Genomic DNA, 13,364 nt, shown 5'->3' with positions numbered 1-13,364 from the left:
GGGCTGCTGCGGCCGATCGCCACGGTGGGCCGCCCCATTGCCCGTACCTGTGCCATAAGGCATCCGCCTTCCCCTTTCCCAGGAGACCCCTTGCCCCAGTCCTTCGCCCTCGGCCCGAGTAACGAGGAATTGCTGCTCCTCACCAACCTGCTGCTCGATGCCGCGTACGGGTTCGACGGCCTCAAGAAGCAGCGCAGCGCGGGCCCTGGGCAGCTGGAGGAGATGGTGCGGATCAGCGGCACCCTGCACCGGACTTCGCTGCTCTGCGGCCAGCTGCTCTCCAAGGCGGCGCTGAGCGACGCGCCGACCACCCTCGACGGCCGGGAGGCCGTCGCCCTCCTGTGCCAGCTGACCGAGGCCACCACGACCGCCGCCGCACGGGCGGCGGACACCATCTCGGCTCTCGCTCACGACGACACCGCCTCTGCCGGCGGCCTCCTGGAACAGACCCGCGCCCCGCTGTCCCGAGCGCCCTCGGCCGTCGAGCAGATCCGCGCCGCCCTGCTGCGGCACGACGGCCTCCTCTACGCCCAGATACGTGCCGCGCGGGAGGGCCTGAGCCCGGGAGGCAAGACCGTCACGATCAGCGACGCCCAACGCAAAGGGCTCGCTTCCCTGGCGCGGGGCGACGGCGTATTCCGCGAGCGCTACGGCATCCGGGAGGTCGTATCCCCCCTGTCCGCGCACGTCCTGCCGACCACAGTCGACGCCCTCGTCACCAAACAGCTCATCACCGTCACACCGCTCCCGGAACACCAGGACCGATTCGGTCTGCGGCTCACCACCACCGGCGTCCAGGCCCTGCTCGCAGCCAGCACCCGTCGGGTCCGCTCCGTCACCGCCACGACCCCTGCTCCGGCAAGAACGAACTCGGCAGGCCCGGCGGTTGCCCGCCGCTGAGCGGCCGGACCACACCACCGCCCCGTACCCACCCAGGAGATCTCACGCCCCCCACCAACCACTTCGGCGCACCCACCCCCGCCGACATCGCACGCGCCCTCGCCACCCGCATCTCCACCAACCCGCCGCCTCCGCCACACGTCGTGACCGTCAGCTTCGGCCTGCTGCGCAGCGCCGCCTCCCGCTACGACTTCCGTTCCTCCGGCGGACCCGTGCTCGGCCTCGCCAACACACTGCACGCCCAGCTGTACGGCCTTCCGCTCGAACGCCCGCCGCTGCCGGGTGCACTGGACGAGCTGCTCCAGGCCACCGGTCACGACGACGACCAGGAGGCAGTGCTCGGCCTGGTCTCTGCCCAGTTGGAGGCCGCCGCCGCGCTCATCGAACGGGCCCGACTCCAGGCCCGCTGGAACCGACTGCCAGAGACGGTGCACGCCCGTCTCGTCACCAGCCAGGCACTCGCCCAGCACCTGGCCAGCGAACTCCAACAGCTAGCGCCTGCCTTCACGCAGCCCGGCACGCCCGCCGTGCCGGCACCCAGCCTCCCTGCGCCTGCCGCATCAGCTGCACGATCCCGGCTCTGAAGCCGACCTGGGCGGCAGCACTGAACGTGGCACTTCCCGCGCATTGCTGAGGCCCGTCTCCCCCGCCCCTCCCGGATTTCCCGGCTTCCCGCCCCGCCGCGTCCCGAGCGTTTCGGCACCCGGCCCCACCCGAAGGCCCTCCCTGACTATGACCGAGCCCACCGACGGCCAGTTGTTCGATATGCCCGAGCCCCGCACACCCGTCGAACTCCTCCTCTCCTTGTCTGGCAACTACACCCGGCACAACGACGCCCTCGCCCTCTTCCGGCCCACCCACGCCTCTGGTCCAGAGCTTGGTGCGCACGCCAACTCCGCGGCGCAGCTGGCACACGAGTCCCTCGCGGCAGTCAAAGCCGTCCAGGACCAGCAGCTGTACGCGAGCGCCGACCTGATCGACGCCACGGTACGGATCAAGCAGATCGCCTACCTCAGCAGCGAAGCGGCCCGCCACCTGGCCGAGGCGCAGGCCGTGGTCACCGCCGCATCCCTAACGAACCCCGAACGCACCGGCCCGCCCGACGGCGTCGACCGCCAGGTTCAGCTGGCGCAGGAGCTGACCGCACTCGCTCCGGAGGCAGCCGTCGAGTCCGCCACTGGGATCGCCCGGGAAACGCAACGGCGCCGGCCTGCCGCGGCAGGGGCATCCGACGGCCTGGCCGCCGCCGAACTCTCTGCTCTCCACGCAGCCGCCCGCGGCCACGTCGTGATGGCCCAGAGCCTGGGGCGGCAGTACGTCCACAGCCGCGACGGCCGCGTCCGGATCAGCACCCTGCGCTCCCTGGAAAGCAAGGGCCTGATCACACGCGAGCCCGCCACCGCGCCACCGGCTTACGACAACGGCCCGGCCCAGGACCGCATCCGCCTCACCGCCAGCGGAGCGAGCACCGTCGCCGCCCTCCTCGCGGCTCCCCCCACCACCCCGGCGTCCGCCACCCCTGCCGTACCCCCAGCGCCCGCCACGTCGACACCGGCACGAGGCCGCTGACGGAGCCGCTTCCCCTCTTCCCGACCCGCCCATGAACGACGCCGCCCACGCCGCGGGCGGCACCACCCGCAAGGACCCGCCATCCCCACCACCGCCAAAACCTCCACCACACCGCACCAGTCGGCCACCAACACCGCGGCCACCGCCCTCCGCCCGGCCCTCCGCGCCCTTTCGCTTGGTGCCGGGGTCCAAAGCTCGGTCCTGTTGTGCCTGTCCGCCGACGGCACCCTCCCCAAGATCGACGTCGCGATCTTCGCGGACACCGGCTGGGAGCCGAAGAAGGTGTACGAGCACCTCGACCGCCTTGAACGCGAGATCGCCACCCCGGCCGGAATTCCGATCCTTCGCGTGTCTTCGGGAAACATTCGCAACGACGCCCTTGACCCGAGCCACAGATTCGCTTCCATGCCGCTCTACATCCTAAACAAGGACGGAAAGCAAGGAATGACCCGGCGCCAATGCACCGGGGAATATAAAATAAAACCCATCAAAAAGAAGGTCCGAGAAATCCTCGGGTACCCCTATCCCGCCAGGGTGCCAAAGGGGGTGTTTGTCGAGCAGTGGGTCGGCATCAGTACGGATGAGTTCCACCGGGCCAAGGACTCCGGCGTCCAGTACATGCACAACACACACCCACTCCTGGATATAGATTGGTCTAGGGCTGACTGTCTCCGCTACTTGGAGCGGATCGGACTGGCCGATACACCCAAGTCGAGCTGCCTCGGTTGCCCATTTCACGGAAATTCGCAATGGCGCAGCATCAGGGACAGTTCTCCCAGCGAATGGGCTGACGTAGTCGAGTTCGATGCGGCCATCCGCCAGGGCAATGCCCGCGCGAACGCGAGCGGCAACCCGCTCCTCGGCCAGGCTTTTCTGCACCGGTCCCGGGTACCCCTTTCCGAGGCGCCGATCGACCATGTCACCGCAGCAGAATGGGCCGCCCTCCAGCAGGAGAACGACGCTCCGGACGCGGAGGCTCTCGAAGCCGGTGTCGTGGACGGCTGCTCGCCGTGGGCCTGCCGGGGTGAGCAGCCCGAACCGGTCCGGGACGACTTCGGGCTGGCCGTATGAGAGACCTCATCGTGGACCTCTTCGCCGGTCCGGGCGGTTGGGGGCATGCCCTGCACGTGCTGGGTGTGCGCGACGTCGGCCTGGAGTGGGACGAATGGGCCTGCAAGACTCGCGCCGCAGCCGGGCAGACCACGATCCGTACCGACGTCGCGCTGTACCCGGTCCGACCCTTCGTGGGGCGGACCCGCGGGCTGATAGCGAGCCCGCCCTGCCAGGCATGGAGCATGGCCGGCAAACGTCTCGGGCTTGTCGACCAGCCCCTTGTCCACCAGGCCGTTGCCGACCTCGCGGTCGGCCGCGACACCCGGCCCCAGCTGCTTGCCGCCTGCCAGGACCCGCGGTCGCTACTGGCCGCCGAGCCAATGCGATACCTCCACGCTCTCCACACCGTGGGCGAGCCGGAGTGGGTGCTGATGGAGGAGGTGCCCGACGTCGCACCGCTGTGGAAGCAGTACGCCGCCGTGCTGCGCACCTGGGGGTTCTCCACCTGGAGCGGCATCCTGAACGCGGCCGACTACGGCGTACCGCAGACCAGGAGGAGGGCGATCCTGATCGCCTCCCGCACCCGTCGGGCCGCCCCGCCCGAACCCACGCACGCCAAACTCGGCGAGCAGGAATCCCTCTTCGGGCCCGGCCGCCAGCGATGGGTGTCCATGGCCGAAGCCCTGGGCTGGGGACGCACGGACGGGCCCGTGCCCACTGTGTGCGCCGGCGGCGGACCCGGGGGCGGGCCCGAACCCTTCCCGTCCGGCTCCCGTAAGACGCTGTCCGACGCCCGCGACCGCGGCGCCTGGCAGAGCCCCCCGCCCCGCATGGAACCCTCCCGGAGCTCCAAGGCCAGCTCGCCGTGCAGGTGCCGGGAAGGGGCCCGGCCGTCGCCGCGCTGCACGGCCGGTCCGGACTGGGTTCTGCGCAGCAACAGCCAGGCGAACGCGGCTGTCCGCCCCGTGACCGAGCCGGCCGCCACCTTGTTCTTCGGCAACCGCGCCAACGAATGCATCTGGACCACCCGCTCCACCACGGCCCTGGGCTCCGTCGCGGCGCCGGCCATCCGGATCACCGCCGAGGAAGCCGGAATCCTGCAATCCTTCCCGGCGTCCTACCCCTGGCAGGGCACCAAGGGCCAGCGCTTCTCCCAGATCGGCAACGCCGTCCCCCCGCTGCTCGCAGGGCACTTGATTGCCCCGCACGTGGAACGCATGCTCAACCGCGACGACTTCGTTCTGGCGGCGTGATGGCCGACCACGCCCGCGCCGCAGCCGAGGAGGAGCCCCTCGGCGATCCGGCGCCCCTGCCTGTGGTCCACTACGCCGAGCAGGCCCTGCTCGGCGCCCTGCTCCTGGTACCCGACCGCCTGAAGACCATCGGCCCGCTCGAGCCCGAGCACTTCGCCAGCGCCGCCCACAGCAGCCTGTTCGCGGCGATGCGCACGGTCTCCCCGCCCACGCCCGAGGTCCACCGCACCAGCCCGGTATGGCCCAACCAGCTCCTCGCCGCCGCCCAGACCCGCGCCCTGACAGCCGCCTACCTGCACATCCTCATCAGCAACTGCCCCACAGACGCCCATGCCCCGGCCTATGCCCAGATGGTCCGCTCCGGACACGCCCGCCGCCTCCTGCGCCAGCACGCCGGGCTCCTCTCCCAGGCCGCCCGCACCCCGGGGCCCGACCCGGCCGGAACGGTACTGGCCCGCGCCGACCAGCTCGCCGTCTACCTCGACGAGCTGGCCACGGCCTTCCCCTCTCACCCCGGGTCGATGCCCCGAACCCCGGCGGCACCCGGCCCGACAGCCGAGGCGCCGGCGGAGGCGGAAGACGAGGAACGGATGCTGCTGGCCGCAGCGACCGCCCGCCCCGACGACCTGCCGCGGATGCGCTGGCTACACGAAAGCGACTTCACCGTCCCCGTGCACGCCGCCCTCTTCGCCTGCCTGACGACCCTCGCCCGCAGAGGTGCGCCCGTGGACCCCGTCACCCTCCTGTGGGAGGCCCAGCAACGCGGCCTGCTTCAGCCGGGGTTCGGCCCTGACGAGGTCCTCGACCTGGTCTCCCATCCCGCCGGGGCTCCCGAGCACTGGGGCCAGAAGATCCTCCAGCGCGCCCTTCTCAGTCAGGCCGTCACGGTCGCCGCCCGGATCGCAACGCTGACGTCGGACGAGGCGACCTCCGTCCACCAACTGGCCACCGGCAGCCGCCGGGCACTCTCCGCACTGTCCTCCGTCCGGACCCGCTGGCACCACGCCACCAACGACCCGGGCGAGAAGCCCCCATCCCGCCCGTCAGCCGCCCCTCGAACTCCGGCCGTACGAGCTGGCCCCGCCGCACGAACCCCAGCCCGGCCAGGCCGATGACCATTCCCGCCGCGACCGAAAGCCCCTCATGCCTCACGCCCCCGCCGACGCGCTCATCCGCTTCGCCCTCCACCCAGACCACCACCCGGCCGTCATCGCCACGACCTCCGGCTCCACGAGCGACGCCGCCCGCTCTCACCTGCACGACCTCGGCTTCTGCAGCATCAGACCGGACGCCATGGTCCTCGCCCGCATCGACCACGAGGAGCCGTACTACGCGAACACCGCAGCCAAGCAACTGAGTCGGTACGGCTTCACCGTCGAGATCGAGACGGCTCTCCAGGACGAGATCGACACGGAATGGACCTGGGGCAACTATCCCTTCCCCTGGTGCACCCGCGACGAAGTCCGCGAGGTGAGTGCCGAAGCCCAGCGCATCCACGACGACATCGCCGAAGGCCGCCTGATCATCCACGCCCACGCCAACGACGGGCACACGACCGTCGCCGTGGGCACGTACGCCACTGGCGTCCGCCGCCACGTCCACCTTCACGGAGAGAACCACGTCCGCCAAGTCGCCATGGCCTACGAGGACGAGACTGAGGCCGTGGCAGAGTTCCACAGGCTGTACACCGTCGCAGTCCGGCCCGGCCCCGCCCCGCTCACAGACCTCGAACAGAGCGTCCGCCGAGCCCTCCGCGGCGAGACCACACCGCCGACCAGGCTCCAGCTCACCGAAGCGCAGCCGGCCTCGCCGACGGTCGCCGGTCCCGGCGAACACGAGCGGCTCCTCAACGCCCTTTTCGAATCGAGCCAGCAGTGGGTCAAGCACCGCACCTGGAGTGACGAGACGACCATCGCCGTGCACGAGAGCCTCACCGTCCGGGCCGAGTTCGACCACGAGGCCCGCCATCGCACCGACATCGCCTGGACGATCGCCGAGTACGACGGGCCCGTGGGCGAGAGGCTCTGGCGGGCGACCATCACCGCCGGCACCCCCGTCCCCCTCATCCACGCGATCACCGACCACCTCGACGTCCCGCTCCCGGTAGACGCAGCAGCACCCCACACTCCTCTGGAGGAGGCCGGCTGGTCTGTGGCAAGCCACCCGGCCCGCACGACGTGGCAAGCCCCAAACCACAGCGTCGCCTTCGAGTTCCTGCCACACGCGGCCGACGACCAGTGGACCGCCTTCGGCGGCGACGACGCGAACCGACCCGCCTGGGCCATCCGCCTCTCCGCAGGCGTGCCCCACGACCTCCTCGTCCAACTCGCCGCCGCAGCGGCCGACGTCGCTTCGCCGCCGCCCTCCGTAACACGGCGGGCATCTCTCGTCTCTCGGCTCCCCGCGCGTCCTCCCCAGCCGCGCGCCCGCCTCCGCTGAGCGCGGCAACCACGAGAAGGTCCTGGACGCCTTCTTCGAGGAGCATCGCGACTGGGAGAAGGTAAGGACCTGGATCGACGAGACCATCCTCTCGAACCACGAGCCACACCCCCGACCAGACCTATCCGTTCGATGCCCACGCCTACGGGCGACCCGGCTTCCGACGTGGCCCCTCATGGGCATCGAGGACGACGTTCAGTCCAGGAGTGCCGAGCTTCCGCAACGCACCCGTCTACATCCTGGAGACCCTCGCCGGCGAACTCGTTCACGACCCCGGCACACGGGTCGTACCGCCCGCGGGCCCTGCCACCTCGGCCGCCACCGACCTCCCGGTCACCGGTCTGCGCCCTGACCCTCCTTCGAGGGTCAGGGCGCATGCGACCCGCTGACCTCCCGCCGGAACGCTCCAGCCAGATAGGAAGGCGTCCCTACCGAGCCGACTGGAACTCGCTCGACAACTGCGCCAGTTCCGAACGGCGAGCCTGCAGCTCTTCACCGAAGTCGCCAGCGGCATCGCGCAGGTAGACGCCCTTCTCGAACGGCTCGAAGCCGATCGTCTCCCACAGGGCAGCGATCTTCGCGGTTGCGGCGTCGTGTTCCTCCTGCGACCGCTCCAGCCCGTCATCGGGCCGCTCAGCGGGTCCGGGGGCGCAGGCGATGGCACAACAACCGCCCTCCAGGCGGAGGATCGCCTCCTGGGCAAAGAACGGACCGAGGCCAAAGCCGCGCCACGCCCTGTCCAGAACCACTCGGTCCAGGATCAGCAGGTCCCCGACCGGCATCTCCACCGCTTCTTCGAAGGCCGTGCTGTACACCTCACCCTCCAGGACCGCCTCGGCGATGCGCAGCAGTTCCCCGGAGATCTCGTCCGCCGCCAGGACACGGCTGTAGTTGGTGAAGTCGCACAGGCGGTACAAGGTCAGCCACCCGATCGGAGACTCTTCCTCCTCTTCGTCCAGAGCGGAAAGTGTCACTCTCCACGCCTGCAGGGTGTCGTTGGCCTCGTCCGCTTGGGCCAGTTCCTCGTAAGAGAAGGAAATACGCACCATTTCCGGGTCGCTGGGCAGTTCCGCTCCAGAACGCCGCTTCGTCATTCGGGCCGCCTCCAGTTGATCCACAACACGACATCTCCCCACCTGTGCCGAGCATCACACCGTATCGAGTGGGTCGGGAGAGGCGCACATACCACCAGATCCCCGGTTTCCGAAACCGGGGATTCTCCGGATCCTGGTCCTTCCACCGCCACCCCCCGCCCACCCCGTCGAAAGGCCCCTCACCCGGATCCGATTCCACCCCGGCGACCTGCCCCGCCCAAGCACGCGGAGCCGTGCCCAGCACCTACGCCGCGGCGTACGACAGCCGAAACAGGTCCACCGCACGCTCCACGTCCCGCTCCGAGCGCACCTGGACCTCCAGGTCGCCTGTGCCGTGATGCCCCAGCCCCGTCACGTCCCTGGTGAAGCCGGGCACGAGGTCGACCGCCGCCGGGGCAGCCTTGAGGTACACCAGGAGCTTGTCCTGCCGACCCGTGACGCAGGCGAAGTTCCGCAGCCTCTGGTAGGCGTCGTACTGCTTGCGCCGGACCTTCGAGACGTCCTCGCCCAGCCCCAGCAGCACCTCGTCCACCGCTGCCGCCAGCTCCGCCATCGCCCCCGACGCCCGCCGCTCAGGCGCCGGCGCGTCAGCGCCACGACGACGCGGGCGCGGGGCCGCTTTGGCCTGCCCGGCGACCGAAGCGACCGTCTCGAGTGCGATGTGGTGCTCGCCGTACAGCCTGTACCGCACCAGGTCGATCGACCGGCGGTGCTCGCGGACCGCGTGGAGGTCGTAGCGGGTGAAGTCGCCGGCCACGCAGATCAGCCGGGGCGCGCTCCACAGCACCTGCGAGGCGGCCGTCGCCCCGAGGCGTTCGCGGACCAGGGCCTGGAACTCGGTGCGGTGGTCCATCAGCCACGCCATGTAGAACAGGCCCTGCGACAGGACGCCGGGGTCAGTGGCGCGTTTGAACTCCACGACCACGGGAGCCCCGTTCTCGTCCAGTCCGAGCGAGTCGACGCGTCCGCCGTGAACGGGGCCGGTGCTGTACTCGGTGGCGAGGAACCTGACCCCGAGCATGACCTCCATCGCGCTCTCGACGAGGGCCTGCACATCAGCCTCGGCTTCGGCCAGATGCGGCGTGACCTCGGTCACGCCGTTTGTCGTATGGAACAGTTTCAGGCCCGACACCCCCCGGTTCGTGTGGTTGCCGAGCGGGAACACTCCGGGGGTGTGGGATTATTTCCAGCGGCTTACCTGAGACCGGCAAGTCGGGCGTAAGCTGACAGTTGACACCATTTGGACATTTCAATCTGGCGGGACATGCGCGGGACGGCGAGCCTGACAATGCGTCACCTAGCTCTCTGACCTGCGGAAACTCGGAATTTCGCGACGGCCTCCGGAGCCGTGTGCGCAGGTTCGAATCCTGCCGGGGGCACTTCGCAGGAAGTGCCAAAGAAACCCTCCAAACAGTGTCATTACTGTTCGGAGGGTCTTCTTGTGTTTCGCACCATGGATACCCGCAGACCAGCATTCGGGGGGACCGACACCGTGGACGACAGGCTCCGCGACTTCGCGAAGGGATCACCGAACTTCGGGGTCCTGTACCAACACCAGCCGCTGCTCTCCCTTTACGGCGCTTCGGCGGAAGCCACGGTATTCACGCACCCGAACTCGTCCCTGGTCCAGGCCGGACAGTTCGGTGAGGTCCTCGCCGAGGAACTGATCACCCGCATCGGCATGCGGGTCGAGGGCGACCGGCAGATCGACCGGCTGACCGCGCTGACGCGTGCCGGGGTACTCGTCCCCGAGATCCGTGATGACTTCGACCGGGTGCGTCGTGACCGGAACAAGGCCGCGCACAGCCACCTGTTCGACACGGCAAGGGCCCTGGCCGCCGTACGCGTCTGCTACAAACTCGGCCTCTGGTTCCACGACGCCATCGAGGGCCGACGGACGGTCGCGGAGTTCGTACCGCCCACGGACCCCGGTGACACCGCGCAGGTCACCGACCCGGTCGAGCTGGCTGAGCTGCGGGAGGCCCTCGACGGCCACCGCCAGGCGCTGACCCAGGCCCGCACTCGGCTCGCTGAATCCAGCGATGCCCTCGAAGCTGAGCGCAAGGCACGTGCCGAGGCCGAGCACCTGATCGCCAGCGCCGACGCGAACAAGAGCGAGCTGATGGCCCGCGTCGAGCAGCTGACCTCGCAGATCGATGAGCTGCGCACCACTCAGCAGGCGAAGTACGAGGCAGCCCGTCAGCAGCCCCGGCAGGTCGACGCCAGGCGCCGCGAGGCGATCATCCACCGTGCGCAGCGGCCGGCCCCGCTCAACGAGGTGCAGGCCCGCGACGCCATCGACGGGATGCTGCGCGCGTCCGGCTGGGTCGTGCAGGACCGCGACCAGGTCAACCCGGAAGCGGGGCAGGGCGTGGCGGTCCGCGAGTTCACCCTCGCGACGGGCCGCGCGGACTACGTCCTGTACGTCGACGGGCACATCGTCGGTGTGGTCGAGGCCAAGCGCGAGGGCGACCACCTCTCCAGCGCCGTCGAGCAGAACGACCGGTACGCGTCCGGAGTCCTGAAGGAGCACCGCCTCGCCGTCTGGCGCGAGGCGGAGCCCTTCGCGTTCCGGTACGCGACCACCGGCACCGAGACCTACTTCATCAACCGGCTCGACCCTGATGCCCGCTCCCGCGAGGTCTTCTCCTTCCACCGCCCCGAGACGGTCGCCGGGTGGATGCGGCGGGCGGAGGAGAACCCGGCTGCCCTCACGTTCCGCGCGGCTCTGCGCCAACTGCCCGTGCTGGAGGCCAACGGCCTGCGCCTCGCCCAGATCGACGCGATCACCGGTCTGGAGAAGTCCCTGGGCGAGGACCGCGCGCGGGCGCTGATCCAGATGGCGACGGGTGCCGGCAAGACGTTCACAGCCGTGGCGCAGACGTACCGGCTACTCAAGCACGCCAAGGCGCGGCGGGTCCTGTTCCTCGTGGACCGCAACAACCTGGGCAGGCAGGCGTACGACGAGTTCCGGAAGTTCACGACGCCCGACGACGGCCGCAAGCTCTCCGACATCTACAACGTCGACCGGCTGGGTGCCGCCGGACTCCAGGACACCTCGTCGGTCACCATCTGCACGATCCAGAAGATGTACTCGCTGCTGCGCGGGGAAACCCTCGCCGAGGACGAGCAGGCGGACGAGGCCGCGGACAGCGAGGCGTACGAGGACACATACGCGACCGACCTGCCGATCGACGTCTCCTACAACCCCGATGTGCCGATCGAGTCCTTCGACCTGATCATCGTGGACGAGTGCCACCGGTCGATCTACGGCCTGTGGCGGGGCGTCCTGGAGTACTTCGACGCGCATCTGGTCGGCCTGACCGCCACACCCACGCTCCAGACCCTCGGCTTCTTCGGCCGCAACCTGGTCTCCGAGTACACCTATCCGCAGGCCGTCGCGGACGGGGTGAACGTCGACTTCGACGTCGTACGGATGCGGACCGACCTGCGCGAGAACGGCGGCGCGAAGATCGAGTCGGGTACGACGGTACGGATCAAGGACCGCAAGACCCGGCGGCAGCGCTACCAGGAGCTGGACGACGACTTCACGTACACGACCGGGCAGATCGGCCGGTCGGTGGTCACGGTGGACGAGATCCGGGCTGTGCTGACGGCGTACCGGGACAACTGGCAGCGCTGGTTCCCGGGCCGGAGCGAGCTGCCGAAGACGCTGATCTTCGCGGTCGGCGAGGACCACGCCGAGGACGTACTGGCCCAGGTCAAGGAGATCTTCGGGCGTGGAGATGATTTCGCGAAGAAGATCACCTACAAGAGCCGCCAGGCCGGCGAGGACCCGGACGAGCTGATCCGTGCGCTGCGGACCTCGCCCCGGATGCGGGTCGCCGTGACCGTCGACATGATCGCTACGGGCACGGACGTGAAGGCCCTGGAGTGCGTGATCTTCCTGCGCGAGGTGCGCAGCGCGGTGCTCTTCGAGCAGATGAAGGGGCGAGGCGCCCGGACCATCGACGCGACGGAGCTCCAGGAGGTCACGCCGGACGCGGACGCGTCGGTGCGCAAGGACCGCTTCGTGCTGGTGGACGCGGTGGGCGTGACCGACTCACCGCTGGTGGACGCCCGGCCGCTGGTGCCGGCGGGCGAGGGTCAGGTTTCGCTCGCCAAGCTGCTCGACAAGGCCGGTACGAAGTCCATCAGTGCGAACGAGGCCGAGATCCTGGCGGGACGGCTGGCGCGCCTGAACCAGCAGCTGACGACGGAGGAGCGTGAGCAGCTGACGCGGGCTGCGGGCGGGCAGACGCTGTCCGAGATCGCGGGGGCGATCGTCAAGGCGGTGGACCCGGACCGGCAGGAACGTGCGCTGGACGAGGGCGGCCAGGCGGCGGCCAGGCGGCTGATCGAGAACGCGATCGCCCCGCTGACGGAGCGGCCGGAGCTGCGGCGGCACATCATCGAGATCCGCCGGGACAAGGACTACGTCTTCGACGAGTTCACGCCCGTCGCGGTGACGGATCTGAACGAGATCCCGCGCGAGGAGCGGGCCAAGGAGCAGGTCGACCGATGGAGCCGGCTCCTGAAGGAGGAGCGCGACCGCATCGCGGCGGTCAGCATCGCCCTGACCAGCCCGCGGTCGGTCTCCCCGGCGGAGACGTACGCGGCGCTCCAGGAGCTGGCGCTGGAGATCCGCCGCCCGCACTTCGCGTGGACCCCGAAGGTCCTCTGGACCTACTACGAGGACCTGGGCGTGGCAGCCCACTCCCCCGGCCGCGAGGCGGGCGTACCGGATCTGATCTCCCTGATCCGGTACGAGCTGGGCGTGGACGAGGAGCTGCGGCCGTACCGTGAGACGGTGGAGGAGCGCTTCGAGGCGTGGCTGCTGAAGCAGGGCCAGGCCGGGGCGGAATTCTTAGAGGAGCAGCTGTGGTGGCTGCGGTCCATACGGGACGTGGTGGCGAGCGACGTCGGCATCAGCACGAAGGAGTTCAACGCGGAGCCCTTCAAGGGGAAGGGCGGGGGCCGCGGTTTCCAGCACGCTTTCCCGGGGCGGGACGTACGGTCTTTGTTGAGTGAGTTGAATCGAGAATTGGCTTGAGCG

Annotated in this window: 11 protein-coding genes; 9 read left to right on the top strand and 2 right to left on the bottom strand. The window is 69.7% G+C overall.

The features are described 5' to 3' along the window. Positions 1–90 precede the first annotated feature (90 nt). From OG332_RS29705 to OG332_RS29670, 8 genes are all read left to right on the top strand, one after another. Positions 91–900: a hypothetical protein gene (locus tag OG332_RS29705; RefSeq protein ID WP_327416337.1), complete on the top strand. Its 810-nt coding sequence runs from the start codon at positions 91–93 to the stop codon at positions 898–900. Positions 901–1,043: 143 nt separating this feature from the next. Further along, the gene (locus OG332_RS29700) at positions 1,044–1,484 is read left to right on the top strand and encodes a hypothetical protein (protein ID WP_327416336.1); all 441 of its coding nucleotides are present in this window, start codon (positions 1,044–1,046) and stop codon (positions 1,482–1,484) included. A gap of 148 nt (positions 1,485–1,632) precedes the next feature. Then, entirely contained in the window at positions 1,633–2,469 is an 837-nt protein-coding gene (locus OG332_RS29695; protein WP_327416335.1) for a hypothetical protein, read from the top strand. Between the two features lie 201 nt (positions 2,470–2,670). Next, positions 2,671–3,540: a hypothetical protein gene (locus OG332_RS29690; protein ID WP_327419411.1), complete on the top strand. Its 870-nt coding sequence runs from the start codon at positions 2,671–2,673 to the stop codon at positions 3,538–3,540. Next, positions 3,537–4,775 (top strand): DNA cytosine methyltransferase, encoded by a 1,239-nt coding sequence (locus OG332_RS29685; RefSeq protein ID WP_327416334.1) that lies wholly within the window; start codon positions 3,537–3,539, stop codon positions 4,773–4,775. The genes OG332_RS29690 and OG332_RS29685 overlap by 4 nt, the downstream gene beginning before the upstream one ends. Next, a complete protein-coding gene (locus OG332_RS29680; RefSeq protein WP_327416333.1) occupies positions 4,775–5,890 on the top strand; it encodes a DnaB-like helicase N-terminal domain-containing protein in 1,116 nt (371 codons plus the stop codon). Before OG332_RS29685 ends, OG332_RS29680 begins: the two co-directional genes overlap by 1 nt. A 28-nt stretch (positions 5,891–5,918) precedes the next feature. Next, positions 5,919–7,214, top strand: a complete 1,296-nt coding sequence (locus OG332_RS29675) for a DUF317 domain-containing protein (protein WP_327416332.1) — start codon at positions 5,919–5,921, stop codon at positions 7,212–7,214. 206 nt (positions 7,215–7,420) lie between these two features. Beyond that, positions 7,421–7,603 carry a hypothetical protein gene (locus OG332_RS29670; RefSeq protein WP_327416331.1) on the top strand — a complete coding sequence of 61 codons (183 nt, stop codon included), beginning with the start codon at positions 7,421–7,423 and terminating at the stop codon, positions 7,601–7,603. Between the two features lie 39 nt (positions 7,604–7,642). On the opposite strand, the gene OG332_RS29665 is transcribed toward OG332_RS29670, so the two are convergent. Both OG332_RS29665 and OG332_RS29660 read right to left on the bottom strand, forming a co-directional pair. Continuing rightward, the gene (locus tag OG332_RS29665; protein WP_327416330.1) at positions 7,643–8,332 is read right to left on the bottom strand and encodes a hypothetical protein; all 690 of its coding nucleotides are present in this window, start codon (positions 8,330–8,332) and stop codon (positions 7,643–7,645) included. Between the two features lie 220 nt (positions 8,333–8,552). Next, entirely contained in the window at positions 8,553–9,440 is an 888-nt protein-coding gene (locus OG332_RS29660; RefSeq protein ID WP_327416329.1) for a DUF5655 domain-containing protein, read from the bottom strand. A 360-nt stretch (positions 9,441–9,800) separates the two neighbouring features. Between OG332_RS29660 and OG332_RS29655 the strand changes: the two genes are divergently transcribed. Then, the gene (locus OG332_RS29655) at positions 9,801–13,361 is read left to right on the top strand and encodes a type I restriction endonuclease subunit R (RefSeq protein WP_327416328.1); all 3,561 of its coding nucleotides are present in this window, start codon (positions 9,801–9,803) and stop codon (positions 13,359–13,361) included. Positions 13,362–13,364: the final 3 nt, after the last annotated feature.

It is taken from the genome of Streptomyces sp. NBC_01233, from assembly GCF_035989305.1.
Classification (GTDB): domain Bacteria; phylum Actinomycetota; class Actinomycetes; order Streptomycetales; family Streptomycetaceae; genus Streptomyces.
Note: the sequence above shows the minus strand (reverse complement) of the source record. Positions and strands in the feature narration are given on the sequence as shown.